Annotated in this window: 27 protein-coding genes; 18 read left to right on the top strand and 9 right to left on the bottom strand. The window is 71.6% G+C overall.

Going from position 1 to position 24,867, the window contains the following annotated elements:
* Positions 1-82 precede the first annotated feature (82 nt).
* A complete protein-coding gene (locus ISO16_RS13015; RefSeq protein ID WP_029546250.1) occupies positions 83-781 on the bottom strand; it encodes an SDR family NAD(P)-dependent oxidoreductase in 699 nt (232 codons plus the stop codon).
* A gap of 180 nt (positions 782-961) precedes the next feature.
* Positions 962-1,774, bottom strand: a complete 813-nt coding sequence (thiD, locus tag ISO16_RS13010; RefSeq protein ID WP_072636378.1) for a bifunctional hydroxymethylpyrimidine kinase/phosphomethylpyrimidine kinase — start codon at positions 1,772-1,774, stop codon at positions 962-964.
* A gap of 259 nt (positions 1,775-2,033) precedes the next feature.
* Between thiD and ISO16_RS13005 the strand changes: the two genes are divergently transcribed.
* Together ISO16_RS13005 and ISO16_RS13000 are read left to right on the top strand one after the other, a co-directional pair.
* Complete coding sequence (locus ISO16_RS13005) at positions 2,034-2,741, top strand: SOS response-associated peptidase (RefSeq protein WP_044476587.1); 708 nt, start codon at positions 2,034-2,036, stop codon at positions 2,739-2,741.
* 98 nt (positions 2,742-2,839) lie between these two features.
* Positions 2,840-3,073: an alpha/beta fold hydrolase gene (locus tag ISO16_RS13000; RefSeq protein WP_230304542.1), complete on the top strand. Its 234-nt coding sequence runs from the start codon at positions 2,840-2,842 to the stop codon at positions 3,071-3,073.
* Positions 3,074-3,111: 38 nt separating this feature from the next.
* Here ISO16_RS13000 and ISO16_RS12995 read toward each other — a convergent pair whose 3' ends face one another.
* Both ISO16_RS12995 and ISO16_RS12990 read right to left on the bottom strand, forming a co-directional pair.
* Positions 3,112-3,588 (bottom strand): acyl transferase, encoded by a 477-nt coding sequence (locus tag ISO16_RS12995; RefSeq protein WP_072636321.1) that lies wholly within the window; start codon positions 3,586-3,588, stop codon positions 3,112-3,114.
* Positions 3,589-3,642: 54 nt separating this feature from the next.
* Positions 3,643-4,017 (bottom strand): hypothetical protein, encoded by a 375-nt coding sequence (locus ISO16_RS12990; protein ID WP_230304541.1) that lies wholly within the window; start codon positions 4,015-4,017, stop codon positions 3,643-3,645.
* 172 nt (positions 4,018-4,189) lie between these two features.
* Here ISO16_RS12990 and ISO16_RS12985 point away from each other — a divergent pair, with 172 nt between their 5' ends.
* The 15 genes from ISO16_RS12985 to ISO16_RS12915 all read left to right on the top strand — a co-directional run bounded on the left by ISO16_RS12985 (position 4,190) and on the right by ISO16_RS12915 (position 18,574).
* Positions 4,190-4,702: a hypothetical protein gene (locus ISO16_RS12985; RefSeq protein WP_075288572.1), complete on the top strand. Its 513-nt coding sequence runs from the start codon at positions 4,190-4,192 to the stop codon at positions 4,700-4,702.
* A gap of 96 nt (positions 4,703-4,798) precedes the next feature.
* Positions 4,799-5,050, top strand: a complete 252-nt coding sequence (locus ISO16_RS12980) for a hypothetical protein (protein WP_006947358.1) — start codon at positions 4,799-4,801, stop codon at positions 5,048-5,050.
* 143 nt (positions 5,051-5,193) lie between these two features.
* Entirely contained in the window at positions 5,194-5,556 is a 363-nt protein-coding gene (locus ISO16_RS12975; protein ID WP_006947362.1) for a PadR family transcriptional regulator, read from the top strand.
* Positions 5,556-6,899 (top strand): permease prefix domain 1-containing protein, encoded by a 1,344-nt coding sequence (locus ISO16_RS12970; protein ID WP_072636320.1) that lies wholly within the window; start codon positions 5,556-5,558, stop codon positions 6,897-6,899. The genes ISO16_RS12975 and ISO16_RS12970 overlap by 1 nt, the downstream gene beginning before the upstream one ends.
* 129 nt (positions 6,900-7,028) lie before the next feature.
* A complete protein-coding gene (locus ISO16_RS12965; RefSeq protein ID WP_006947364.1) occupies positions 7,029-7,838 on the top strand; it encodes a crotonase/enoyl-CoA hydratase family protein in 810 nt (269 codons plus the stop codon).
* A 46-nt stretch (positions 7,839-7,884) separates the two neighbouring features.
* A complete protein-coding gene (locus ISO16_RS12960; protein WP_072636319.1) occupies positions 7,885-9,042 on the top strand; it encodes an acyl-CoA dehydrogenase family protein in 1,158 nt (385 codons plus the stop codon).
* A gap of 32 nt (positions 9,043-9,074) precedes the next feature.
* Positions 9,075-10,625 carry an acyl-CoA synthetase gene (locus tag ISO16_RS12955; protein WP_072636318.1) on the top strand — a complete coding sequence of 517 codons (1,551 nt, stop codon included), beginning with the start codon at positions 9,075-9,077 and terminating at the stop codon, positions 10,623-10,625.
* Complete coding sequence (locus ISO16_RS12950) at positions 10,622-11,245, top strand: TetR/AcrR family transcriptional regulator (RefSeq protein ID WP_043802744.1); 624 nt, start codon at positions 10,622-10,624, stop codon at positions 11,243-11,245. The genes ISO16_RS12955 and ISO16_RS12950 overlap by 4 nt, the downstream gene beginning before the upstream one ends.
* A 23-nt stretch (positions 11,246-11,268) precedes the next feature.
* A complete protein-coding gene (locus ISO16_RS12945; protein WP_006947369.1) occupies positions 11,269-12,417 on the top strand; it encodes an acyl-CoA dehydrogenase family protein in 1,149 nt (382 codons plus the stop codon).
* The gene (locus tag ISO16_RS12940) at positions 12,417-13,493 is read left to right on the top strand and encodes an acyl-CoA dehydrogenase family protein (protein WP_072636317.1); all 1,077 of its coding nucleotides are present in this window, start codon (positions 12,417-12,419) and stop codon (positions 13,491-13,493) included. The genes ISO16_RS12945 and ISO16_RS12940 overlap by 1 nt, the downstream gene beginning before the upstream one ends.
* Positions 13,494-13,589: 96 nt before the next feature.
* Complete coding sequence (locus ISO16_RS12935) at positions 13,590-14,369, top strand: tyrosine-protein phosphatase (RefSeq protein ID WP_072636316.1); 780 nt, start codon at positions 13,590-13,592, stop codon at positions 14,367-14,369.
* Positions 14,366-15,583 (top strand): CaiB/BaiF CoA transferase family protein, encoded by a 1,218-nt coding sequence (locus tag ISO16_RS12930; RefSeq protein WP_006947372.1) that lies wholly within the window; start codon positions 14,366-14,368, stop codon positions 15,581-15,583. Before ISO16_RS12935 ends, ISO16_RS12930 begins: the two co-directional genes overlap by 4 nt.
* Positions 15,584-15,627: 44 nt before the next feature.
* Positions 15,628-16,272 (top strand): FMN-dependent NADH-azoreductase, encoded by a 645-nt coding sequence (locus ISO16_RS12925; RefSeq protein WP_072636315.1) that lies wholly within the window; start codon positions 15,628-15,630, stop codon positions 16,270-16,272.
* A gap of 566 nt (positions 16,273-16,838) precedes the next feature.
* Positions 16,839-17,765 (top strand): ATP-binding cassette domain-containing protein, encoded by a 927-nt coding sequence (locus tag ISO16_RS12920; RefSeq protein ID WP_072636314.1) that lies wholly within the window; start codon positions 16,839-16,841, stop codon positions 17,763-17,765.
* Positions 17,762-18,574: an ABC transporter permease gene (locus ISO16_RS12915; RefSeq protein WP_072636313.1), complete on the top strand. Its 813-nt coding sequence runs from the start codon at positions 17,762-17,764 to the stop codon at positions 18,572-18,574. The genes ISO16_RS12920 and ISO16_RS12915 overlap by 4 nt, the downstream gene beginning before the upstream one ends.
* 181 nt (positions 18,575-18,755) lie before the next feature.
* Here ISO16_RS12915 and ISO16_RS12910 read toward each other — a convergent pair whose 3' ends face one another.
* Entirely contained in the window at positions 18,756-20,150 is a 1,395-nt protein-coding gene (locus ISO16_RS12910) for an amidohydrolase family protein (protein ID WP_072636312.1), read from the bottom strand.
* Positions 20,147-21,373 carry a CoA transferase gene (locus ISO16_RS12905; RefSeq protein ID WP_072636311.1) on the bottom strand — a complete coding sequence of 409 codons (1,227 nt, stop codon included), beginning with the start codon at positions 21,371-21,373 and terminating at the stop codon, positions 20,147-20,149. The genes ISO16_RS12910 and ISO16_RS12905 overlap by 4 nt, the downstream gene beginning before the upstream one ends.
* 44 nt (positions 21,374-21,417) lie before the next feature.
* On the opposite strand from ISO16_RS12905, the gene ISO16_RS12900 reads away from it, so the two are divergent.
* Positions 21,418-22,488 carry an enoyl-CoA hydratase/isomerase family protein gene (locus ISO16_RS12900; RefSeq protein ID WP_072636310.1) on the top strand — a complete coding sequence of 357 codons (1,071 nt, stop codon included), beginning with the start codon at positions 21,418-21,420 and terminating at the stop codon, positions 22,486-22,488.
* A gap of 87 nt (positions 22,489-22,575) precedes the next feature.
* Here ISO16_RS12900 and ISO16_RS12895 read toward each other — a convergent pair whose 3' ends face one another.
* From ISO16_RS12895 to ISO16_RS12885, 3 genes are read right to left on the bottom strand one after another with little or no spacing between them, the layout of a single operon-like run.
* The gene (locus tag ISO16_RS12895) at positions 22,576-22,917 is read right to left on the bottom strand and encodes a WhiB family transcriptional regulator (RefSeq protein ID WP_006941435.1); all 342 of its coding nucleotides are present in this window, start codon (positions 22,915-22,917) and stop codon (positions 22,576-22,578) included.
* A 13-nt stretch (positions 22,918-22,930) separates the two neighbouring features.
* Positions 22,931-23,938 carry a MaoC family dehydratase gene (locus tag ISO16_RS12890; RefSeq protein WP_072636309.1) on the bottom strand — a complete coding sequence of 336 codons (1,008 nt, stop codon included), beginning with the start codon at positions 23,936-23,938 and terminating at the stop codon, positions 22,931-22,933.
* A 1-nt stretch (position 23,939) separates the two neighbouring features.
* Positions 23,940-24,767: an HpcH/HpaI aldolase/citrate lyase family protein gene (locus tag ISO16_RS12885; protein ID WP_072636308.1), complete on the bottom strand. Its 828-nt coding sequence runs from the start codon at positions 24,765-24,767 to the stop codon at positions 23,940-23,942.
* Between the last annotated feature and the right edge of the window lie 100 nt (positions 24,768-24,867).

Here is a 24,867-nt window from a genome sequence, read left to right as displayed (position 1 = left end):
TCAGCTCCTCACGTCGACAGCATGGTCCATTCGCTCGGTTCGAGCCGGAGCGGCCCGACGGGTGCGGAGTGCGCCGGGCGCGTCAGCCCACATGCGTGACGGGTATCGAAGCCCCGGTGACGGCGGCGCCGTCGTCGGAGAGCAGGAACCGGATCACGCGCGCGATCTCGGCGGGCTGCGACCACGAGCGCCGGTTCGCGTCGGGCATCGCCGCCCGGTTCGCGGGCGTGTCGATGACGACGGGCAGCAGCGCGTTGACCCGGACGCCGTCGGCGGCGTACTCGACGGCCAGGGTCTCGACCAGTGCGGTCACGGCGGCCTTCGACGCGACGTAGGCGGCGCCCCCGGCGAACGGCCGCTTCGTCGCCGCGGTCGACATGCAGACCACCGACCCACCGCTGCCCGCGAGCAGGTGCGGCAGCGCCGCGCGGGTCACGGCGTAGGCGGTGCGCACGTTGAGATCCAGCTGGGCGTCGAGGACCTCGATCGGAGTCTCGTGCACCCGCGGCCCCGAGGTGAACCCGCCCACCAGATTCACCACACCGAACAGGGGCGCGGATTCCTCGGCCGCCGCGAGCGAGACGGCCTGCCGCAGCTGCGCCTCGTCGGACAGGTCCGCCTCCACGAGATGCAGACGCGGATGGTCCGCGAGCCGGCCGAGTTCGGTACGAGCCACCCAGGGGACCACGACCCGCCAGCCGGTCTCGAGCAGATGCGTCGTGACGGCGGCACCGAGCCCGCCGGTGCCGCCGGTGACGAGCGCGGTCCGGATCGCGGTCATGGGAATCCTCTCGGCCGAGCGGACGGATGCCCGTCCACGATAGGCGTCGGACGTGCCCGCGCATCGCGATACCGAGCCACACGCGCCGGTTCCGGACATCAACAACCGTCCCGGCGGTTGTCGATGTCCGAAACATGCACTCCGATAGGCGAATCCGGATCGCCGACGGACGGGGTGGTCCTATGCCGTGCGCGACGCCGCGTACGCGCCCTGCCACACCGTGTCGAACGGCGTGTGCGCCCCGACCCGGCCCTCGATGCCGGCGGTGACGAAGTCCTTCGCCAGCGCGACGGCGGCGGGCACGTCGGCGCCCTTGGCGAGTTCGGCGGTCACGGCCGCGGCGAGCGTGCAGCCGGCGCCGGAGACCCGTTCCCGGCCGACCTTCGGCGCGGAGAACACGGTGACCTCCACACCGTCGAAGAGCACGTCGACGGCGTCGTCGCCGGCTAGCTCCACGCCGCCCTTGGCCAGGACGTACCGCGGGCCGAGGGCGTGGATGCGGCGGGCGGCCTCGACGAGGCCGTCGACGGTGTCGATGCGGTCCATCCCCGCCAGGGTGCGGGCCTCGAACAGGTTGGGGGTGACCACCGTGGCCAGGGGCAGCACGGCCTCGCGCAGCGCGTTGTCGGTGTCGAGCGCGGCGCCGGGCTCCTGACCCTTGCAGATCAGCACCGGGTCCAGGACGACGTGCCGCCACGACCGGCGACGCAGGCCCTCGGCGACCACCTCGATGGTCGCGGGGGTGCCGAGCATGCCGATCTTGACGACGTCGAGGTCGTGGGCCGCGGTGGCGGCCTCGATCTGGTCCGCGATGACCTCGGGCGCGATCGGGACGAAGCGGTGCGACCAGTCGTTCCGCGGGTCGAACGAGACGATGCAGGTGGTGGTGCCGACGCCGTAGACGCCCAGCTCCTGGAATGTCTTCAGATCCACCTGCAACCCTGCGCCGCCGGTGGCTTCGGACCCGGCGATGACATAGGCGAGGTCGACCACGATGTACTCCAATCCGATGGGGGACAGACTGCGTGCCGGACCGGAAGGTACCGGCACGTCGGGGGAGACCACGGCTGCCCGCGACGTCGTCGCCGGGTTCGCACGATCGGTCCCGGCACCAGGCTAGCGCGCCCGGCCGTGCGTCCCGGCCGGACGACCCGCGCCGATGACCGGCGTCACATGCGGTCCGGCGCGTGTCGGTGCGGTGCGGCACCATGGGAACCGACCAGTCGAGGCACGACGACAGAAGGTGGGCGGCATGTGCGGTCGGTATGCGAGCACGGTCACCGATCAGGAACTGCGCTCCCTGTTCGACGTGGTGGAGACGGTGGGCGAGCCGCTGCCCCCGTCGTACAACGTCGCGCCGACGCAGACGGTGCGGGTGGTGCTCGAGCGCGCCCCGAAGGACGATCCGGGCGGGGAGGCGGTGCGTCAGCTCCGGTCCGCCCGGTGGGGGCTGGTGCCGTCGTGGGCCAAGGACCCGAAGATCGGCAACCGGCTGATCAATGCCCGCTGCGAGACGATCACCGAGAAACCGTCGTTCAAGGCCGCGGCCGCCCGGCGACGGTGCATCCTGCCGGCCGACGGGTACTTCGAGTGGCAGAAGCGCGAGGACGGCACCAAGGTGCCGTACTTCCTGCACGGCGACGGCGTGCTCGGAATGGCCGGCCTGTACGAGCTGTGGCCGGATCCGAGCCTGCCGGACGACCATCCCGACAAGTGGCTGTGGACCGTCACGGTGCTGACGACGGAGGCCACCGACGCCGCCGGGCAGATCCACGAGCGGTGCCCGCTGGTGCTGCCGCCGTCCTTCCACGACGTGTGGCTCGATCCGGCCCTCACCGACCGCGACGACGTCGACGCGCTGATCGCCTCCGTCCCCGAACCCCACCTGGAGCCCTACGAGGTCGGCACCGCGGTCAACAACCCTCGCAACAACCGCCCGGAACTGCTCGAGCCGGTGTGAGTGGCGCGGGGCCACCGGGGCTCGGGTGGCCCTGCCGTGGCGCGCCTCGCGATCCGAATCACTTTCCATGAAGGGAGGATTCGCGGAATCGGGGGGCGATGCTGTGGAACGCCGTGCTGACGGACGTGCCGACGGGTCTCGACCGGATCGCGTGCCCCGTCACCCTCGCGCAGGGCGTACTCGACGTCGTCGCCTCCGCGCAGACGGTGCGGTACGTCCCGCTGGTTCCCGGGGCGCGGTTCGTGCCGCTGGCGTGGGCCGGGCATGCGCCGGAGTCGGATGTCCCCGAGGCGATCGTCGACCTGGTCCGGCGGGCCGCGGCGGAGGCATGATTCCGGCGAGCGGGTGCCGGCTGTGCTTCGCTGGTGGTTCAGCCGATCCGGACGCCGTCCGTGACGACCCAGATTCCGTCGGCGCTCTCCCGGACGGGCCGGCGCAGCTGGAGCACCACGATGCTGCCGTCCGCCCGGTTGGTCACCTCGACGGTGTGCGGGTCGGCCGCGCGCGCGTCGGTGTCGCTCCATCCGAATCGGTCCGCCACGAACGCCTGCGCGACGAGGGGCGGATCCAGCCGCCACGGCTGGCTACCCTCGTCGACCGCGCGCTGAAGCGCTTCGGCCTGCTCCGGGGTGAGGTCTTCTCCGGGAAAGGACGACCCGGCCGGTGGCGTCGCGTCCTCGCTCGTCGCGGCCGGCGGCGTCTCCGGCGAGGAGGACGCGGGGGCGCTTTCGGCCGTCGTCGCCGGTGCCGGTGCCGACGCGGGAACGGACGCGCTCATGGTCGATTGCGCACCCGGCGTGGTGTCGCCGTCGCCGCACGACGCGACCAATCCTACCGAGACAACCACTACAGCAACAGTTTTCGACAATCGTACCCGCACGGAATCCTCCTCGCGATCCGGTCACCGAGGCCGGGTGAACCGGAACTCCCACGGTTGCTGCCCCTTACCGGTCTGCACCCAGTGATCGTCCTCGATGTGCCGGAGCACCTCGGCGAGGCTTCGGTTCATCTCCGGCGCCCACGCCTCCTGCGGCGGGATGTCCCCCCACGTCCGGGGGACCGGGAAGGTGGGACCGACATAGCGGCGTTCCTCGTCCACCCGGCCGACGAACCGCTTGTACGCGTTGCCGTACTGCGAACTCAGCGTCGCGAGCAGGGAGGCCCACCACGGCGTGCCGCCCGCGTCCTCCAGTACCACGGTCAGCGTCTCCGCGTCCCCGGTTCCCGAGCTCTCGCCCATGTCTACTCCCACCTCGTCCTTCGCGGTGTCCGTCACCGGCGACGGGAGTCGACCTTTTCTCGCTCACCAGCCCCTCGATGTGCTGGAAGAGGTCGTTCTCGCCCATGGGAAGGCTCCCTCGCCGTGGTCGTGCCCCGGGCATAGACGGTATCCGGGGCAGGCAAACCCGTCCGCGTTTCGCAGTCCCACGGCTCGGGTACTCGCAGCCATGAGTATCGAAGACGGTCCCGGCGACACGCTCAGCCCGAGCGAGGGCCTCGATTCCGACGAAGTCCGCAACGACGACGGCGACGAGGTCGTGGACCCGCCGGAGGGCTGGAGCGGGGCCGACCGGTTCGGCACCACGCAGCGGGAGGAGCAGGAAGGCGAGTCGCTGGGCCAGCGCCTCGCCGAGGAGGAACCCGACGTGGCGCCCCCGGAGCCGCTCGAGCGGCCGGTTGCGGCCATGCCGGACGACGAGCTGACCGAGGACATCGTCGACGAGGTCTACGACGGCGGAGGCGACACAGCCGTCTACGACGGCGGAGGCGACACAGCCGTCTACGACGGCGGAGGCGACACAGCCGTCTACGACGGCGGACGCGACACAGCCGTCGTCGACGGCGGACGTAAGCACGCAGAGCTGGTCGAGGGTGTCATCGTCGAGGACTCGCGGGTCGATCGAGGTCAGATCGACGGCAGCCCCGAGGACGGCGAGTCCCTCTTCCCGGTGGTCGAGTGAGATGGGCGCCGCCGGTGACGCGCAGGTGCCGACACGGAGGCGGTCCTGTCGTGGTAGGGGTGTCCGGAAGAGCGATCGATGCAATGATCATTTGTCATGAGTGACAACTCGGGAGTTGCAGGCAGGGGCGGGCTCACCGTCGGCTCGCGGGTGGTGGTGCGTCGTGGCGACGACAAGAGCCGACTGCCCGGAGTGGTGGTCGAGGACTATGCGAGCGAAGCCGCCCGGGCCGGCGAGCAGCTCGGGCGGGACTGGGCGCCGGTGCGCCGGTGGGCCGTCGCGCTGGACGACGGCCGGCTCGTCTTCGCCGACGACGACGAGGTCGAGGCGGAGCCGAAGAAGTCCTGACCGCTGTCCGTACGCCCCGGACCCTCGCGATCAACCCCGCCGGCGTGCCGGCCTTGGACGAACCGGGCGCATCGAGAAGTGCGGTTGGCTCATGCCCTGAATCTGCTAGGTTGATACCTAGCTGATCTAGGCATAGGAGTTCTATGTACCTCGACAAGGACCTGGTGGCGGCCTCGGCGACCCCGCTTGTGCTCGGAATCCTCGCCGACGGCGACTCCTACGGGTACGCCATCCTCAAACGAGTCAAGGATCTGTCCGGTGGACGGATCCAGTGGACCGACGGAATGCTGTACCCGCTGCTGCATCGCCTGGAACGGTCCGGATACGTGTCGGCGTCGTGGGGAAGTTCCGACAGTGGGCGACGGCGCAAGCACTACGCGATCACCGACGCCGGCCGGAGCGTGCTCGCGGAACGGCGCAGTCAGTGGGACGTCGTGGCGGACGCGCTGGACCAGGTCTGGCGCTGCGCCGAGGTGCCCGCGACCCCCGCCGGAGGATGGTCGTGATGGACACCGATGCCGCGCTGGAGTCGCAGATCGGTCAGTGGCGCGGCTACGTCGAGCGTCGTCGCGCGATATCCGCCGCCGACGCCGACGAGATGGAAGACCACCTGCGCGACCAGATCTCGGATCTGTCCGCCGCCGGACTGGGGACCGACGAGGCCTTCCTGGTCGCGGTCAAACGCATGGGCAGCGTGGACGACATCTCCCGCGAGTTCGCGCGGGAGCATTCCGAACGCCTGTGGAAGCAACTCGTGCTGATGCCCGCACCGGACGACGGTGCCACGCGGCCCACACGTGAGTTGTTCGTCGTGCTCGCGCTCGCCGTCGGCGCGGCGGTCGCCCTGAAGGCCGGACTGGCGACACTGGACGAGGGCGTCGTCGTGCGCAACGTCAGCCTTCTCGTGCTTCCGTTCCTCGCCGGGTACTTCGCCTGGAAGCGCCGCGTGACGCCCCGCGGCGCCGCGGCGCTGCTGGTGCCGTTCGCCCTGGTGGAGGTCGTGACGAACGCGTTTCCCTTCGTCCCGAACGGATCGACCGAGGTGATCGCCGCGATCCATGCCCCGATCGCGTTGTGGTTCGTCGTCGGCCTCGCCTACGTCGGAGGCGAGTGGCGGTCCGACCGGCGGTGGATGGACTTCGTCCGATTTACCGGCGAATGGGTCGTCTATCTCACCCTGCTCGCCCTCGGCGGCGGCGTCCTCGTGGGCCTGACGATCGGCGCGTTCGACGCGCTCGGCACGGATGCCGAGTGGGTCGTCGAGGATTGGGTGCTGCCGTTCGGTGCGGCGGGCGCGGTCGTCGTCGCCGCCTGGCTCGTGGAGGCGAAGCAGAACGTGGTGGAGAACATCGCGCCCGTCCTCACCCGCGTGTTCACACCCCTCACAATCCTCATGCTGCTGGTGCTGCTCGCGGCGTTCGCGACGACCGGGAGCGTCGTCGACGTCGACCGAAACCTGTTGATCCTGATGGACCTCATCCTCGTCGTCGTCCTGGGGCTGCTGCTGTATGCGATCTCCGCCCGCGAACCTCACCTGCCGCCCGACCTGTTTGACCGTCTCCAGCTCGTCCTCGTCGTCCTCGCTCTCGCGGTCGACCTGCTCATGCTCACAGCCATGCTCACCCGGATCGCGGAGTTCGGCTTCACCCCCAACAAGGTGGCCGCTCTCGGGATGAACCTGGTCCTACTGGTCAATCTCACCTGGTCGGCCCGGCTCGTCCTCGGGTTCGTCCGTGGCCGCCGCGGGTTCGGCTCCCTCGAACGCTGGCAGACCCGCTACCTGCCCGTCTTCGGCATCTGGGCGGCGCTGGTCGTCTGCCTCCTCCCGCCGATGTTCGACTTCGCGTGACCGTCGGTCACCGAATGCCGGCCGTCGGTCTGTCCACGCCTTTACAACCGGTCCGCAAGGCAGTAATTTGAACGATCGTTCGACCTAATCTGCTGCCTGCCGCCGATCGCCGGCCGAAAGGACCTCCGCATGAGCGCACCCGAGGACGTCGTACTCTCCCGCCGGGAAGGCCACGTCACGACGTGGACGATCAACCTGCCCGAGGCGCGCAATCCGATCTCCGGCGACGACGTCGTCGAGCGGCTGGTGCAGCTGGTGGAGGAGGCGAACGCGGACTACGAGACCCGCGTGGTGATCCTCACCGGCGCCGGCAGCGCGTTCTCGGCCGGCGGCAACGTCAAGGACATGGCCGACCGCGCCGGGATGTTCGGTGGTGCCCCGCATCAGCTGCGTGAGGGCTACCGTCGCGGAATCCAGCGGCTGCCCAAGGCGATCTACCACTGCGAGGTGCCGATCATCGCCGCCGTCAACGGTCCCGCGGTCGGCGCCGGCTGCGACCTGGCCATGATGTGCGACATGCGGATCGCTTCGAGCACCGCATTCTTCGCCGAGAGCTTCGTCAAGCTCGGCATCATCCCCGGCGACGGCGGCGCGTGGCTGCTGCCCCGCGCCATCGGTGCGGCGCGGGCCGCGGAAATGGCCTTCACCGGCGACCGGGTCGACGCGGCGACCGCGCTGGACTGGGGCATGGTCTCCCGCGTCGTCGAACCCGAGCAGCTGCTGGTCACCGCGAACGAACTCGCCGCCCGCGTCGCGGTGAATCCGCCGCACGCGCTGCGCATGACCAAGAAGCTGATGCGCGAGGGGCAGCGCCAGGATCTCGACAGCATCCTCGAGCTCTCCGCCGCGTTCCAGGCCCTCTCGCACCACACCGCCGACCACGGTGAGGCACTCTCGGCGTTCCTCGAACGCCGCACCGGGAACTTCACCGGCAACTGACCGCCCCGGCCCCCGAGCCGCCGCACACAACGAAGGAGAGACGGCCGTGGAGCGGACGATCTTCACTCAGGAACACGACGAATTCCGTTCCATGCTGCGGGATTTCATCGACCGCGAGGTTCTGCCGCATCAGGCGGAGTGGGATGCGCTGGGCCGGCCGCCGCGCGAGTTCTTCCAGCGTCTCGGTGAGCTCGGCGTCCTCGGCATCCAGGTGCCCGAGGAGTTCGGCGGCGGCGGCGAATCGAGCTTCAAGTACAACGCCATCGTGTTCGAGGAGGTGGCCCGGGCCGGCGTGTCGTTCGGTTCCTACACCGTGCACTCCTGCCTGATCCTGCCGTACCTGCTCGAGTACGGCAGCGACGAGCAGCGGAAGCGCTGGCTGCCGGACTTCGCGTCCGGCCGGATGATGACCGCCATCGCGATGACCGAGCCCGGCACCGGCTCGGACCTGGCCAACATCGCCACCACCGCCAAGCTGTCCGCCGACGGCTCGCACTACGTCGTCAACGGCGCCAAGACGTTCATCACCGGAGGCGTCACCGCCGACCTGGTCCTCACCGTCTGCCGGACGGCGCCGTTCGACCCGGAGGACCGCCGCGCCGGCCTGTCGATCCTCTGCGTGCCCACCGATGCCGAGGGGTTCTCCGTCGGTCGCAAGCTGGACAAGATCGGGCTGCACCAGCAGGACACCGCCGAGCTGTCGTACCAGGATGTGCGGGTTCCGGTGGAGAATCTCCTCGGCGAGGAGGGCAAGGCCTTCGGCTACCTCGCCCACAACCTGCCTCAGGAACGCCTGAGCATCGCGCTCAACCAGGTCGGCCAGGCCGCGGCCGCGATCGAGCATGCCGTCGCATACACCAAGGACCGCAAGGTGTTCGGCAAGCCGGTGGCCTCCTTCCAGAACACCAAGTTCGTTCTCGCGGAATGCTCCGCCGAGGTGCAGGCGGCGCGAGTCTTCGCCGACCACTGCCTCGAGCTGCTCGACCGGGGCGAGCTGTCGGTGGCGGACGCCGCCCGTGCCAAGCTGTACTGCACCGAGGTCGCCGGCCGCGTGATCGACAAGTGCCTGCAGTTGCACGGTGGCTACGGCTACATCACCGAATACCCGATCGCCCGCCTCTACGCCGACACCCGCGTCAGCCGGATCTACGGCGGCACCAGCGAAGTCATGAAGACGATCATCGCCAAGGACCTCGGCCTCTAGACGTCCCGGTGGGACCGGCAGAAGGAGCACGAATGTATCCAGGACGCTATGCCTCGATTACCCCGGACAAGCCGGCGGCGATCGAGGCGGCCACGGGGCGCGAGATCAGTTACCGCGAGCTCGAGGACCGTTCGGTGCAGTTCGCGCACTGGCTCCGCGCTCACGGCCTCGGCGCGGGCGACCACCTCGCCGTGCTGTCGGTCAACGACGTGACCGTCTTCGAACTGTACTGGGCTGCAGTGCGTTCCGGCATGTACGTGACGTTCGTGAACACGCATCTCGCCCCGCCCGAGGTCGCCTACATCGTGGACGATTGTGACGCCGCGGCTCTCGTGGTCGCCGCGCCGCTCGTGGACCTCGCGGTCGCCGTGGCCGGCGACACGCCGAAGGTGCGGCACCGCCTGGCGTTCGGCGGCGACGTTCCCGGCCACCTCGGATACGAGGCCGAGATCGCCGCGATGAGCACCACCGCGCCGGTCGACCAGCCCGGCGGGACGGACATGCTCTACTCGTCGGGCACGACCGGCCGGCCGAAGGGGATCAAGCCCGCGCTCAGCGGAGCGCAGGTCGGTGAGCAGGCGGCCTCCAACGCGGTCGGGCTGCTGCAGAGCTTCGGCTTCGACGACGACTGCGTGTACTACGCGCCCGCCCCGATCTACCATGCCGCGCCCCTGCGGTTCGGCGCCGCGGCGCAGGCACTCGGCGGCACAGCGATCGTCGCGGGCAGGTTCGACGCCGAGACCTGCCTCGCCGACCTTGAGCGCTACCGCGTGACCCACAGTCAGTGGGTGCCCACGCATTTCGTCCGGCTCCTGAAGCTGCCCGAGCAGGTCCGCGGCCGCTACGACCTGTCCGCGATGCGCGCCGCCATCCACTCCGCCGCGCCGTGCCCCGTCGAGGTCAAGCAGGCGATGATCGACTGGTGGGGCGAGGTGATCTACGAGTACTACTCGTCCACCGAATCCGTGGGCAGCACCATCGTCTCGCCGCAGGAATGGCTCCGGAAGCCCGGCACCGTCGGCCGCACCGGACACGGCCATGCCAGCCTCGCGCACATCTGTGCCGAGGACGGAACGGAGTTGCCGCACGGACAGATCGGGTTGATCTACTTCGAACGTCCGGGCTACAGCTTCGAGTATCACAACGATCCGGAGAAGACGGCCGAGTCCCGCAACCCGCTCCACCCCACCTGGGCGACGACCGGGGACATCGGATACCTGGACGAGGACGACTACCTCTTCCTCACCGACCGGGCGAAGTTCACCATCATCTCCGGCGGGGTGAACATCTATCCGCAGGAGATCGAGAACGCCCTCGCCTTGCACCCCAAGGTGTTCGACGTGGCAGTGATCGGTGTGCCGGATGCCGAGATGGGCGAATCGGTCAAGGCGGTCGTCCAGCCGGCGGCGGGCGTCGCCGGCGACGACGCGCTCGCCGCGGAGCTGATCGCCTACTGCCGCGACCGCATCGCCGGGTACAAGTGCCCGCGCAGCGTCGACTTCGTCGACGCGCTGCCCCGGACACCCACCGGCAAGCTCGTCAAGGGGACGCTGCGCCCCGCGACCGCCGGAGGAAACGGATGAGTGTTCGACGGGGAACATACGCACGACAGGGCGACACCGTGGCGCCGTCGGAGCGGCAACGGGTGTTCATCGAGGCGGCGCGTCGCGAGTTCGTCCGCAACGGATACGGTGCGTCGTCGATCCGGACGATCGCCCAGGAGGCGGGCGTGAGCCTGTCGGCGCTGTACTACCACTACAAGAACAAGCAGGACCTGCTGCTGGCCATCCTCATCGACGGCGTGAACGCCTTCGACGCGATGTGCGACGAGGAGCTGTCACGCGTCGGTGACGACCCGGTGGAGCGGCTCCGGGCCCTGGTGGTCGCCCTGGTCCGGTTCCGGACCATCTGCCAGGAACAGAGCCTGATGATCGGCACCGAGGTTCGCAACCTGGAACCGGAGAACGCGGCCGTCTACGAGCAGCGGCGGCGTTCCGGAAACGAGTTGCTGGGCAGCATCATCGACGACGGGATGCGATCCGGAGCGTTCACCACCCCCTACCCGGAGGACTGTCGCCGCTCGATCCTGGCGATGACGACCTCGATCGCGAACTGGTACGACCCGGACGGTCCGGACACCCCCGCCGACATCGCGGCCCGGTACGGCGATCTGGCCCTGCTGTTGCTGCAGCCGCGACCCTGACCCCCTCACGGAAGAAGACGACCATGCGTACATCACTGGTACCGTCCGCCGGTGCCCCCGACCCGAGTCTCGCAGCGTTGCGGGCCGAGGTGCGCGCCTTCCTGCGCGAGCAGATCGAGGCCGGCGTGTTCACCCCGGGCGTGGACACCTGGCTCGCCCGCTGGAACACCGACTTCACCAAGGCCCTGGCCGCCCGCGGCTGGGTCGGCATGACCATCCCCACCGAGTACGGCGGGCACGGCCGCACCTTCATGGAGCGTTTCGTCGTCACCGAGGAACTCCTCGCGGTCGGCGCGCCGGTCGCCGCCCAGTGGGTGGCGGACCGGCAGGCCGCGCCCTCGCTGCTCAAGTACGGCACCGAGGAGCAGAAGCGACGGTTCCTTCCCGGCATCGCTCGCGGCGAGATCTGCTGGGCCATCGGCATGAGCGAGCCCGAGTCCGGATCGGACCTGGCGAGCGTGAAGACCAAGGCCGTGCAGGTCGACGGCGGCTGGCGCATCACCGGCACCAAGCTGTGGACCTCCGGCGCCCACCACGCCGACGCCTTCTTCGGGCTGGCCCGCTCCGCCCCGCTCGACCCGGCGCACCGGCACGCCGGGCTGAGCCAGTTCATCGTCCTGCTCGACTCGCCCGGCGTGGAGATCCGGCCCGTGCTGTCGATGTCCGGTGAGCACCACTTCAACGAGGTCGTCCTCGACGACGTGTTCGTGCCCGACGACCTCGTGCTCGGCACGATCGGCGACGGCTGGGCGCAGGTCACCTCCGAACTCGGCTACGAGCGCAGCGGCCCGGAACGCTTCATGTCCACCTTCGGTGTGCTCGCCGGCGCGGTGGACGAGGCAGCCGCCGGCCGCCTGCCGGCCGACCCCCGCATCGGCGCGTTCGTCGGCCGGATCTTCGGCCTGCACCACATGTCGCGCGGGGTGTCCGAGGCGCTGCAGCGGCACGAGAACGCGGAGGTCGCCGCCTCGGTGGTCAAGGTGCTCGGCACGCAGGCCGAGGGCGACATCGCGGACCTCGCCGACGAGCTGGCCGGCGAGAGCGACACCGCTGGTGACGAGTTCGCCGAGCTGGTGCGGTCGGGTGTCATGCAGCGTCCCGGATTCACCCTCCGAGGCGGCACGAGTGAGATTCTGCGCGGGGTCATCGCGCGGGGATTGGGGATGCGCTGATGAGCAACGCGACGAACGGCACGTCGACCGATAACGATGTGGAGATGCGCGAATTCGCGCAGATGCTCGAACAGGTCTTCGGCGAGCGCCGCGGCGACGACCACCGCCTCACCGGGCCGCTGCGCCTCGATCGCGAATTGTGGTCCACTCTGGTCGAACTCGGTCTCGCCCGGCTCACCGGTCCGGAGGCGGACGGGGGCAGCGAGGCGGGCTGGGCCGAGGCCGCATATCTGCTCGGCGCCGCGGGCGCCGGTGCCGCGGCGGTGCCGGTGGCCGAGAACGACCTCCTCGCGGGCTGGCTGCTGCAGCTGTCCGGCTGCAAGCGCGCGGTGACCGATCCGGCGGCGGCACGCACCGCCGCCGTGCTGGCCGCCGACGGCTCGGCCCGGCACGTGCCGTGGGCCCGCGACGTCGACGCCGTGGTCGTGCTGTGGGAGGCGGACGGCACGTGGCGGGTCGCCGACGTCGCCCGCGCCGACGTCGAGGTCACCGAGGCGGTCGACGTCGCGTCCGAGCCGCGCGACCACATCCGTGTCGACGTCGCCGCGCTGTCCGGCGCCGAAGTTCCGGCGGGCACCGCGGAGGAGTTCCTGCGCCGGGGGGCGCTCGCCCGGGCTCTCGCGATGAGCGGCGCGATGGAGCGGGTGCTCGACCTGGTCGTCGAGCACACCACCACGCGTGTGCAGTTCGGCCGTGCCCTGGGCAAGTTCCAGGCCGTGCAGCACCTGGTATCGGACATCGCCGCCGAGGGCGCGCTCGCGCGTGCCGCCGCGCAGGCAGCCGTGACGATCGCCGAGGATTCCGGATTCGGCAGCGACGAAGCGGGATTCGCGATCGCTGCCGCGAAGTCCTGCGCGGGGCACGCCGCGTCGGTGGTCGTGCGCAACGCCCACCAGAGCCTCGGCGCGATCGGCTTCACCATGGAGCACGAGCTGCACCGGCACGCGAACCGGCTGCTGTCGTGGCGCAGGGAGTTCGGCTCCGTGCGGTTCTGGGACGAGGTGCTCACCGCGGCGGCCGTCGACGCCGGGTCCCGGGGGCTGTGGCCGTTGATCGCGGACGGCCGATCGGAATAGGGCATCCGCCGCGGCCCGCTGGACAGGTACCACCGGCCCGGTATGAACTGTGGGGTGACGGCGCGTGTTCCGGCGGTGCCGGACCGACGAGGAGAGGTGCGAGTGCAGGACGAGCAACAGCGCGTGCCCGGACCGGTGAATCTGCGAGATCTCGGCGGACTGCCGCTGACCGACGGCGGTCGCACCGCGCCCGGCGTGCTGTATCGGGGCGACGCCTGCTACACCGGCGACGTGGTGCGCGGCATCCTCTCCGACCGGCCGCCCACGACGGTGGTGGACCTGCGATCCGACGCCGAACGCGGGCACCGCGCCTTCACCTGGCCGGGCGGCACGCACGTGCATCGCCTGTCGCTGCACGCGGACGCCGCGCCGGCCGGGCGCACCGGCCTCGGCCTCGCCGAACTCTACGGCCGGGTGTTCGACGTGGCCGCGCCGCTGTTCGCCGGGCTCGTGCCGGTCGTCGCGCGGGCCGCGGGCCCGGTCCTCGTGCACTGCACCGCCGGCAAGGACCGCACCGGTCTCGCGGTCGCCGTCCTGCTGCTCGCCGCGGGCGTGGAACCGCAGGCCGTCGTCGACGACTACGCCGCCACCGACACGAACATGCCCCTGCTCCTCCGTCGCTGGGAGGCCGTCGGGCTGCGCGTGGGCGGCTCGTCCCCGGGCGGCGACCGGGCGGTGCCGTCCGACCTGTTCCGCGCCCCGGCCGAGGCGATCTCCCCGATCGTCGAACGCCTCGTCGCGCATCCCGGAGGGCCGGGGGCGTGGCTGATCGACCACGGGGCGGGGGAGGACGACGTGCGGCGGTGGCGCGCACGTGCCCGAGGAGAAGACGTGGCTGCAACGGTATACGGAGACAGGAAGGCACCGACGCGATGAGCGAGAACAGCGAGCCGAAAGCCGGGGGATCGGCGGGACTGCCGCTGGAAGGCATCACCGTCGTCAGCCTCGAGCAGGCGGTCGCCGCCCCCATCGCGACCCGCCATCTCGCCGATCTCGGCGCCCGCGTCATCAAGGTCGAACGCATCGGGGAGGGCGACTTCGCCCGCAACTACGACGCCGCCGTGCACGGGCTGGCATCGCATTTCGTGTGGCTCAACCGCGGCAAGGAGTCGATCTGCGTCGACCTCAAGGCCACCGAGGGCGTCGCCGCGGTGCGCCGGCTCGTCGGCGAGGCCGACGTGGTGATCCAGAACTTCGCGCCCGGCGCGGCGGCGCGGCTCGGGCTCGGCGCCGACGAGCTGCGGCGCGAGCGGCCCGAGCTGATCGTGGTGAACATGACCGGTTACGGCACCGAAGGCCCGCTGCGCGAGCGCAAGGCCTACGACATGCTGGTCCAGGCCGAGACCGGGCTGTGCTCGATCACCGGCACCCCGGAGACCGCCACCAAGACCGGCATCCCGACCTCCGACATCGCGGCCGGCATGTACGCGCTCACCTCGATCCAGGCGGCGCTGTTCCGGCGCGAACGCACCGGCGCGGGGGCGACGATCGACGTGTCGATGTTCGACGCGACCGTCGAGTGGCTCGGCCACCCGATGTACCTGCAGATGTACCAGGACACGCAGGTGCAGCGGATGGGTCTGAGCCACGCGTCGATCGCGCCCTACGACGCGTACCCGACCGTCGACGGAAAGATCCTCATCGGCGTGCAGAACGACCGGGGCTGGCGGGCGCTGGTCACCGAGGTGTTCGGCCGCCCGGATCTCGCCGGGCACCCGAAGTTCGCGACGAACATCCTGCGGGTGCAGCACCGCGCCGAGACCGACGCGGTCGTCGCCGAGAACACACGCCGCTTCGAGACCGCCGAACTGGACAAGCGTCTCGCCGCGGCCGGTGTTCCGGCCGCCCGCCTGAACGACATGAAGCACCTGATCGAGCATCCCCAGCTCGCCGAGCGCGACCGCTGGCGGGAGGTCGGCACCGAGGCCGGCGCGGTGCGGGCGGTGCTGCCGCCCATGACCTTCTCCGATGTCGAGATGCGCATGGGTGCGGTACCGGCGCTGGGACAGCACACCGACGCGGTGCTCGCCGAACTCGGCCTCACCGACGAGCAGGTCGCCGGGCTGCGTGCCGCCGGCATCGTGCAGTAGCCGGTAGTCGTCCGGCGCAGTACCCGAACCCGAAGGAGCCCGACGTGCCCCAGCTGCTGCAGCTCGATTCGTCCGCGAACCTGCAGACGTCCGTCACGCGCGAACTGACCCGCCTGTTCGCCGACACGTGGCGCCGCCGCGGACCCGGCTACACCGTGGTCGAGCGGGACCTGCACCGAGACCCGGTCCCGCATCTCGCGGACGCGGAACTGCACTATGCGCCCCGGCTGCGGGTCTCCGGCGTCGCCGTCGATCCTGCGGCCGAGGCGGTGCAGACCGAGCTGATCGCCGAGGTCGCCGCCGCCGACGTCGTCGTGATCGGCGCCCCGATGTACAACTGGTCGCTGCCGTCGACGCTGAAGGCGTGGATCGACCACGTCCACGTGCTCGGCACCACCGTGCCGTTCGACACGCCGGACCAGCCGTTCGCGGGCACGCCCGTCGTGGTGATCTCGAGCCGCGGGCTGGCCTACGGCCCCGGCGACCCGGACGAGGGCCTCGACCACACCGTGCCGCCGCTGCAGCAGGTGCTCGGCAACTCACTGGGCATGGACGTCACGGTCGTGACCGCCGAATACACTCTCGCGTCCCGTATTCCGGCGCTGGCGCCGATGACCGAGCGCTCCACGGCGAGCCTGGACGCGGCGCGCGAGCGGGTGCAGCGGCTCGCGCACGACCTCGGCGCGTGACCGGCGCGGCCGGTCCTCCCGTTGGTTCTCAGGCGAATTCGACGTCGGCTCCGCGCTCGTCAAGGTAGTCCGCGCCAGGGACACTGAGTTCCCCTGGTAGCCGGTCAAGCTCCACATGGAGGCGGCCGGGGCGAGCAGCTCGGTCTGCTGCACCGAGCCCGCGGGTGCGCGGGCAGCCAGGTCGTCGAAGGTCCGTGCGACCAGCGGGAGACGGCCCGGGCCCTTCCGCCGTTCGCATCTGCCCCGGGAGATGCGCCGGTTCTGGTGGGCCGATCGGGCTCCCCACCACGATCCCTTCGTTCGGTCTTGCCGCGCCGCGCTCGAGCGGACGCTGTCGATGTGATGCGTCCACATCGCGGGTCGCTCGTCAGAAGAGTCAAGCTCCCCACCCAGGGGAGCGCCGTCTCGGAAGGACCCTCAGATGATGACCAGCCGTGTCCACATCGCACTCGACGTCGACGACACCAACGCATCGCCCCTCCCTGCTGGGGTGCCCCACCGTCCTGGCCGGCGACATCGCGGCGCGCCGGCGGTGCACGTGCCCGGCACCGGTTCGGAGGCGTGAGATGAACACCCCTGCAGTAGTTGTGGAAGATCTCCATGTCGCCTACGACAAGACGTGGGCGCTCGACGGCCTCGACCTCGAGGTGGGGGCGGGCACGACGCTCGGCGTGCTCGGCCACAACGGCGCCGGTAAGACGACCTTGATTCGCGTGCTCACCACGCTGGTGCGGCCGACCGTCGGCCGGGCGCTGGTCGAGGGCCTCGACGTCGTCACCGATGCGATGGACGTCCGCCGCCGGATCGGGGTCACCGGCCAGTACGCCGGCCTCGACGAGTTCCTCACTACCCGAGAGAATGTGGAACTGATCGGCCGCCTCGCCGGCCTGCGTGGTCGGGCACGGGCTCGGGCCGACACCCTGATCGACCGGCTCGGATTGCACGACCTCGCGTCGCGGCGGGTCGGTGAGCTCTCCGGCGGTTCACGACGTCGGGTCGACCTGGCCGCCAGCCTGGTCGGATCTCCGTCGGTACTGTTCCTCGACGAGCCGACCACCGGCCTGGATCCCATCGCCCGCAGCGCGCTGTGGGACGTCGTCGACGAACTCACCACCAACGGCACCACCGTCGTGCTCACGACCCAGTACCTCGAAGAGGCCGACCGGCTTGCCGACCATATTGTCGTGCTCAGCCAGGGGCGGGTCGCCGCCCGCGGCACTCCCGCCGAGCTGAAGCGGATTGTCGGCGGCAAGGTGGTGACCGCCACGATCCCCACGCACCAGCTCGGCGGCCTGCCGTTCCGCCCCGACGCCGAAAATCCCGGCGAGGACGGCCGGGTCCGTGTCGCACTCACCGTGGGTGACGCGATGACCGCTGCCGAACTCGTCGCCCAGCTCACCCGGGACCGCGTCGCCATCGGCGACCTCGATGTCACCTCGCCCAGCCTCGACGACGTCTTCACCCACCTCACCCACAACGGAGCCACCCGATGAACGCCATGCTCACCACCGGACCCGGGCGCTCACCCGCCGCGGACCAGCTTGCCGCCCTCGTGGTCCGCAATCTGCGCACGAGTGCCCGCGTCCCGCAGTTGCTGATGTTCTCGCTGACCATGCCGATGGCGATGTTGGTCCTGTTCAGTCAGGTGTTCCGCAGTGTGGCGGCCGGACCCGGCTTCCCTCCCGGGGTCAGCTACATCGACTTCCTCACCCCCGCCATGCTGGCAGTCTCCACCGTGATGGCCGGCACCAACGCGGGGGTGTCCGCGGCGATCGATCACACCAACGGCCTGCACGATCGCTTCGCCGCGCTACCCATGCGGGGGGCGCTGCCCGGTGTGGCGCGCACGCTCAACGAAGCCGCATTCACGCTCGCCCGGGCCGCGCTCCTCGGTGTCGCCGCCGTCGTACTCGGATTCGAGTTCCATGGCACCGTCGTCGACGCCCTGGCCGGGATCGTCGTTCTCGCCGTGCTGGCCGCGGCGATGAGTGCCCTGTTCGGGCTCATCGGTGACCGACTCCGCCGTCCCGACGTGGTGCAGTTCGCCGGGATGATGGTGATGATGCCGCTGATGTTCGTCTCGAGCGCCTTCGCCCCGATCGAGACCATGCCCGATTGGATGCAGGCCGCCGCGACGCTCAACCCGGTCGCGCACGCCACCGATGCCCTGCGCGGCCACGAACTCGGCACCGCCACGTTCGGCGACACGGCCACTGCCGTCGTCGCCGCGGTCGCGCTGGGGGCGGTGGTGACGCTCCTGCCCGGCATCGCGCGCCGGGTGCGCGCATTGGTCGCGCGTTGAGGCAGCCCACCTGGGCGGTGCGCCGCGCTGGAGACGAAGATCGCGACCCACCGGGACGACCTCGTCGTGCAGCGCGGACGCACTCCTCGACTAGCGAACAGGTATTCATGACGGTGGTGCGGGCGTGACCCGCGAACGGGTGCAGCAGCCCGGGCAGGGCCTCGTCCGACCGGGCCCGGGCTCAGCGGCGATACCGGATCTCGCCGCGGATCACGGTGCAGCGCACTGCTTCCGCGGTCGGCTCCGCAAGCGCATCGGTGAGCGGGTGGTCGAGCAGCACCAGATCCGCCGGCGCGCCCACCCGCACCCTGCGCGGCTCGGTGCCGGGGTCGTCGAGGGGGGACAGGTAGCGGTCGAGGGCGGCGGCGGCGGTGATCCGCTCCTGTGGACCGACGACGTCGCCGGTGGGGGCGCGACGGTTCGTCGCGGCCGCGATCACCGCCCACGGGTCGAGCGGCCCGTACGGGGCGTCGCTCGACAGGGCGACGGACACGCCGCCGTCGAGCAGGGACCGGCAGCGGTACAGGTCCGGCAGATCCCGGGTATCGACCCGCTCGAGGTAGTCGTCGCCGCGGTGCGCGAGGAAGCCGGGCTGGGTCACCACGCACACCCGGCGACGACGCAGCTCGCCGATCGACTCGGCCGGGACCAGCGCCCCGTGCTCGATCCGGTCTCCGGGACGGGTGCCGGCCTCCTCGAACACCGCGAGCAGCAACAGCAGCGCCTCGCGGCTGACGCAGTGCACCGCCACCGGCCGGCCGCGGGCGTGGGCGCGACGGACGGTGCCGGCCAGGGCCTCGAAGTCGGGCAGTCCCGAGTCGGCGAGAACGATCTTGTACGGGCCGGTCGTCACGGTCGCCGGTCGATCCTCGGGTTCGTCGCCGAGGGGCACCCCCAGCAGGTGCACTCGCTGCGGCAGCGCGCCGGAGACGTGTGCGTCGATCAGCGCGGCCAGCGAGCCCGGCGCCAGATCGGGGGTGGCGTCGGTGATCCCGGTGATCCCGAGGCGGGTCAGGTCCGCGCCCACGGCATCGAGCGGGGGCGGCCCGGTGGCGGGCAGCCGCTCGCGCAGCCAGGCATCCGCCCGCCACACCCGCCCGGTGGGGCGACCTGCGTCGTCGCGCTCCACCCCGGGATGGTCGGCCGAGTCCAGTCCGGCCAGGATCGTCGCCGCCGAGTTGAGCACCCACATCGCGCCGCTGCGGTGCTGCACCCGCACCGGCCGCCGCGCGTGCAGCCGGTCCAGCGCCGCGGCGTCGAGCAGGCCCGCGACCGTCTCGACGTAGCCGACGCCGCGGACCCAGCCGTCGCCGGGCGCGGCGTCCAGCGCCCGGGCCAGGTCGCCGGGTGTGCGCACGTGCGGGGGCCCGCACCGGACCGAGGTGGCGTCCGCGGCGATCGCGTGCAGGTGCAGGTGATGATCGTGCAGTCCCGGCAGCAGCGCCCCACCACGGCCGTCGATCACCTCGCCGTCGGTTTCGAGGCCGACCCCGATCGCCGTGATGCGGCCGTCGCGGACCGCGACGTCGCACCGGCCGGCCGGCAGCGCGACGTCGCGCAGCAGCAGGCCGGTCACCGCGCCGACCCCAGTTCGGCGAGCACCGCGGCGGTGTCGCGACCCGGTTCGGCGACGTCGCCGCGCGGGGCGCGTGGTTGCGGCGTCTCGATCTGCGCGGTGCCCGTCGCGGTGTCGACGTACCACTCGTGGCCTCGCCGGTATGCCTGCGCCGCAGCGGTTTCGGCTCCGTCCAGGGTGGCGGCCACCGTCGCCGACATCGAGATGTCCCACAACACCCCGCCACCGTCGCCGGGTGTGGACATCGCCAGCGCCGCCGCGGTCAGACCCGTGAGTGGATCGGCGATCGCGTCGCCGACGAACATCGGCCCGTCGCCGTCGCGGGCGACCAGTCCCGCGGCCGCGGCGATGTCGTCGCCGAAACCGATCCGGTTCGAGGCGCGTCCGTGCGCGGTGATCGAGATCCAGGTCCCGCCGGTGGCGACGAATTCGTCTGCGTGCAGGCCGAATCCGGCCAGCGCGCGCGGGCGGGACGCCTCGATCACGATGTCGGCGGCCGCGACGAGCGCGGCGAGGGCTGCGCGTTCGTGGGGGAGGGCGGGATCGAGGGTCACGGCCTCGTGGCCGCCGTGCAGCAGGCGATAGAAGTCGGGATTGCCGCGGCGGGCGCCGTCCGGCCGGGACGGTGTCTCCACCTTGATCACCCGCGCCCCCGCCAGGCCCAGCACGTGCGCGCACAGCGGTCCCGCCCACAGCGCACTGAAGTCGACGACGAGCAACCCGTCGACGGGGCGCGGCGCCGGCGGTCGCAGGGGGGCAGGAGCGTGCGCAGGGGTGACGGGTCCGGCCGCGACGCCGAGCAGGTCGGCGCGCTCGGCCAGGTCGGCGCCGGTGTGCTCGCGCAGCCAGGCCTCGACCGCGGGCCACGGGTCGGCCCCGACGTCGGCGCCGACGAGGGCGCCGAGCAGCAGGGGATCGTCGGGCCGGGCGCAGGAGACGGCGGCCCAGCCGTCGGCCGTCGGCAGCAGCCGGCACGAACCGCCGGCCGACGTCGCGCCGCCGCGGCGATGCCCGGTGAAGGCGGCGCGCTCGGCGAGCATGCGCGCCCCGTCGAGCTGCACCGCTCCGCCGGTGACGTCGGCGATCCAGGCGGTGCGTTCCCGCGCGACGGTCGCCGCGCGACCGGGGGGAATCAGGGGTGGCCCGTCGGGACGGCCGGTGAGAGAAGCGATTCCGCTCTCGGCCCAGTCCCGCAGCACATCCGGGCGCGCGGAGGTCGACACGCCGCCGATGCTACAGTCCGCGAAACGACTTCAGGACGGCGGACATGGGCACGGGCGTACGAACCCTCACGGTGGCGGAACTCGCGGGCGGCGCCGCGGACACACCGGTTCTCGGCGACGGCGCCGCCCTGTGCGAACCCGTGCTGCTCGTCGACCTCGACGACGCCGACGCGTCGATTGTCGAGGCCGCGGCCGCCCGGGTGCCGGCACTGGATCGGCTGCTCGTCGGGCGCTGCACGGGCGCCGTCCCGGCCGCCCTGGCGCCGCTGACCGCCGCGCTGGACCTCACGTACGTCGCGGGGCCCGATCCGGCGGACCGGGCGGTGGTCGGCACCGAGGACGTCGACGCGGCGCTCGCCGAGTTCGTCCGGGCGGTGGGGCGGTATCCGCAGTCGGCCCTCGTCGCCGGGCAGGTGCTGCGAATCACCGAGAAGCTGCCGGTGCCCGAGGCGATCGACGTCGAATCGCTCGCCTACTCCACCCTGCAGGGCGGCGCCGAGTTCGGTGGCTGGCTCGACGAGCGTCGCAGGCTCGGGCGGCCGCTGCCGTCGCCGCCCGTCGCGGATCCGGTGCTGATCGACCGCGACGGCGACACCCTGCACCTCACCCTCAACCGGCCCGAACGCCGCAACGCCTACGGCACCGCGCTGCGCGACGCCCTGGTCGAGGCGCTGCGCCTGCCGCTGCTCGACGACACCGTCGCGCGGGTGGTGCTCGACGGTGCCGGGCCGTCGTTCTGCGCCGGCGGTGACCTCGACGAGTTCGGCCACACCCCGGACACCGCGACCGCGCACCTGATCCGCACCCGCGGCGGCGCGGGACGGCTGATCGCCGCGCTCGCGGACCGCACCGAGGTGCGCGTGCACGGGCACTGCGTCGGCGCCGGCATCGAGGTCCCGGCGTTCGCACACCGGATCGTCGCCGCCCCCGACACGCTCTTCCGGCTGCCCGAGGTGACGATGGGCCTGATCCCCGGCGCGGGCGGCACCGTGAGCGTGCCCCGCCGCATCGGCCGCTGGCGCGCGCTGCACCTGTTCGTCACCGGCGTCGCGCTCGAGGCACCGCGGGCGCTCGAGTGGGGGCTGATCGACGAGATCGCCGTCCGCGGGGAGTGAGCGAAGGGGAGTGAGCGAATGTATCGCCCACTCGATCAGATCGAGTGGGCGATACATTCGCTCGGCCCCGAGCGCATGCGAGGGAGGTCAGCCGGCCGCCGACGTACCCGCCCCACGAGTCGCAGAACCGTCCGGCAGCCAGCGGACATACCGCAGTCCGCGGCGTTCCCTTTCGGTCAGTCCACCCCAGATCCCGTGCTGTTCCTTGTTCTTCACGGCATCGTCGCGGCACGGGATGCGGACCGGGCAGGCCGCGCAGATGTCCCGGGCCGCTCGTTCCCGGCGTTGCCGCTCGCCCCAGGTCTCGTCCTCGGGGGCGTAGAAGGTGTCCGGTCCGATGAACCGGCAGCGGGCGTGCAGACGCCAGTGGTGCCCGTCGTATGGGTCCGGGACTTCGGTGGGGCTCGGGGCGAAGGCGGGGAGTGTCATGTCGGTTCCGGGGTCAGGCCATGAGGGCGGTGAAGCGCCAGTCCAGCACGGGTGCCGGCGCGTCGGTGCCGCGGTGGGCGTGGACGATCGAGCGCAGTTCGAGGACGCCTCCGCCGCCGTCGAGGGGCTGGGCGGAGTCGATGTGCAGGTCGCTGGTGAGGGTGTCGCCCTCGTGGACCGGGCCGGTGTGGTCGCACGAGTGCCAGCCGAGGACGGTGACGAGGTTGGGCAGCGCGCGGGTGGCCTGGGCCAGGGCGAGGCCGATGGTGTGGCCCCCGTACACCAGTCGTCCTGCGGCGCCGACGCGTTCGTCGTGGTGGGTGGCGGCGATGTTGAGGGTCAGGCGCGCGAGTTCGGGTGCGCTGGAGACGACGTCGCCGCTGGACCGCAGCACTGCACCGGCGAGCGACGGATCGAAATGCGGTCCCGGAACGCGGGTCCGGTAGGCGGCGAGGTCCCAGTCGGCGGGGGCAGACCACCGCGGCGGTTCCTGCGGGCCGATCGCGGACAGGTCGTCGGCGGGCACGGCGCGCGCGGGATCGGGGGTTTCGCTCAGCGGCAGCATCGCGCACCGGTAGAAGTCGAGGACGGTCTGCCCGTTCTGGTCGACGGTGTTCATGCGCAGCGCCGCCAGCCCGGTGGGCTTGCGGCCGGGCTTGGCCGAATTCTCCTTCAGGCCCACCACTTCGGTGGTGGTGTAGAGCGTGTCGCCGAGGTGGGGGAAGCGGTGGAAGCGCAGGCCGCGGTAGAACAGATTGGCCTTGACGTGGTGGGTGACCAGGGTGGACTGGCCGATCGCCAGGTCGGTGACGAGGCCGGCGTGCGCGACGGGCCCACCGGCGACGGCCGCCGACAGGTGCGCATCGAGGGGCAGGCGCAGCCGGTCGCCGAGGATCGCCTGGTGGGCGGCGGCGAGGCCGTCGGTGATCGTGACGGCCGGGGCGGTGTCGAAGACCTGGCCGACGGTGAGCTCGTCGAAGTAGGGTCCGCCGACCTCGGTGGCGGTGCGTGCGGTGGTCATCTCACTTGTCTCCGATCAGGGCGAGGGTGCGGCGGGCGGCGACGGCGACCGCCTCGTCGAGCATCTGTCCGTCGAGCTGGGCGGCTCCGGCGCCGCGGGCCTCGGCCTCGGCGAGGGCGGCCAGCACCCGTCGGGCCTGCTCGGCCTGCGCGTCGTCGGGGGTGAAGGCCGCTGCGGCCGAGTCGATCTGGGCCGGGTGGATGACCCACTTGCCGTCGAAGCCGAGGTCGGCGGTCCAGCGGGCGGCGCGACGGAAGTCCTCGTCGTCGGTGATGGACAGGAACGGTCCGTCGATCGCCTGCACGCCCGCGGCGCGGGCGGCGTGCAGGAGGCGGTCCTGCACGTACAGCCAGTGCTCGGGGGCGGCGGTGCGGGCGCGGCCGAGCGCGGCGCCGAGGTCGGCGTAGCCGAGGATCACCGCGGCCAGCCGGGGGCCGGTGACGATCTCGTCGAGGCGGGTCACCCCGGCCGGGGTCTCGATCAGTGCCTGCACCACGAGGTCGGCATCGCCCGCCTCGGTGAGGATCCGGTCGGTCTCGGCGAGGTCGGCCGGGCCCTCCACCTTGGGCACCACGATCGACGACAGGGCCGGTCCGAGGGCGGCGCAGGCGCGCAGGTCGTCGGCGAACCACGGCGTGCCGGGACCGTTGACGCGGACCGCGATCGCGCGGCCAGTGCCGTGGGTGGACACCAGATCGGCGACGAGGTCGCGGGCGGTGTCCTTGAGGGCGGTGGCGACGGCGTCCTCGAGGTCGAGGACCACCTCGTCGGCCGAGGAGGCCAGCGCCTTGCCGGCCTTGCGTTCGTCGGAGCCGGGGGCGACGAGCACGGCTCGCCGGCGGCGGGGCTGCGCAGGATTCACGGATCAACCTCTGCTGTGGGGCGGTCGGGAACGGGATAAATGTACGGCCATTGTCCGGTCCGGCGCT

The organism is Rhodococcus sp. M8 (assembly GCF_015654185.1).
GTDB lineage: Bacteria > Actinomycetota > Actinomycetes > Mycobacteriales > Mycobacteriaceae > Rhodococcus > Rhodococcus aetherivorans.
This window is presented reverse-complemented; position numbering and strand designations above follow the sequence as displayed.

Coding starts and splice junctions, on each gene's coding strand:
- ISO16_RS13015 (WP_029546250.1), bottom strand. CDS start 781: ATGACCGCGATCCGGACCGCGCTCGTCACCGGCGGCACCGGCGGGCTC.
- ISO16_RS13005 (WP_044476587.1), top strand. CDS start 2,034: ATGTGCGGTCGGTATGCGAGCACGGTCACCGATCAGGAACTGCGCTCC.
- ISO16_RS13000 (WP_230304542.1), top strand. CDS start 2,840: ATGCTGTGGAACGCCGTGCTGACGGACGTGCCGACGGGTCTCGACCGG.
- ISO16_RS12985 (WP_075288572.1), top strand. CDS start 4,190: ATGAGTATCGAAGACGGTCCCGGCGACACGCTCAGCCCGAGCGAGGGC.
- ISO16_RS12980 (WP_006947358.1), top strand. CDS start 4,799: ATGAGTGACAACTCGGGAGTTGCAGGCAGGGGCGGGCTCACCGTCGGC.
- ISO16_RS12975 (WP_006947362.1), top strand. CDS start 5,194: ATGTACCTCGACAAGGACCTGGTGGCGGCCTCGGCGACCCCGCTTGTG.
- ISO16_RS12970 (WP_072636320.1), top strand. CDS start 5,556: ATGGACACCGATGCCGCGCTGGAGTCGCAGATCGGTCAGTGGCGCGGC.
- ISO16_RS12965 (WP_006947364.1), top strand. CDS start 7,029: ATGAGCGCACCCGAGGACGTCGTACTCTCCCGCCGGGAAGGCCACGTC.
- ISO16_RS12955 (WP_072636318.1), top strand. CDS start 9,075: ATGTATCCAGGACGCTATGCCTCGATTACCCCGGACAAGCCGGCGGCG.
- ISO16_RS12950 (WP_043802744.1), top strand. CDS start 10,622: ATGAGTGTTCGACGGGGAACATACGCACGACAGGGCGACACCGTGGCG.
- ISO16_RS12945 (WP_006947369.1), top strand. CDS start 11,269: ATGCGTACATCACTGGTACCGTCCGCCGGTGCCCCCGACCCGAGTCTC.
- ISO16_RS12940 (WP_072636317.1), top strand. CDS start 12,417: ATGAGCAACGCGACGAACGGCACGTCGACCGATAACGATGTGGAGATG.
- ISO16_RS12930 (WP_006947372.1), top strand. CDS start 14,366: ATGAGCGAGAACAGCGAGCCGAAAGCCGGGGGATCGGCGGGACTGCCG.
- ISO16_RS12920 (WP_072636314.1), top strand. CDS start 16,839: ATGAACACCCCTGCAGTAGTTGTGGAAGATCTCCATGTCGCCTACGAC.
- ISO16_RS12915 (WP_072636313.1), top strand. CDS start 17,762: ATGAACGCCATGCTCACCACCGGACCCGGGCGCTCACCCGCCGCGGAC.
- ISO16_RS12900 (WP_072636310.1), top strand. CDS start 21,418: ATGGGCACGGGCGTACGAACCCTCACGGTGGCGGAACTCGCGGGCGGC.
- ISO16_RS12895 (WP_006941435.1), bottom strand. CDS start 22,917: ATGACACTCCCCGCCTTCGCCCCGAGCCCCACCGAAGTCCCGGACCCA.
- ISO16_RS12890 (WP_072636309.1), bottom strand. CDS start 23,938: ATGACCACCGCACGCACCGCCACCGAGGTCGGCGGACCCTACTTCGAC.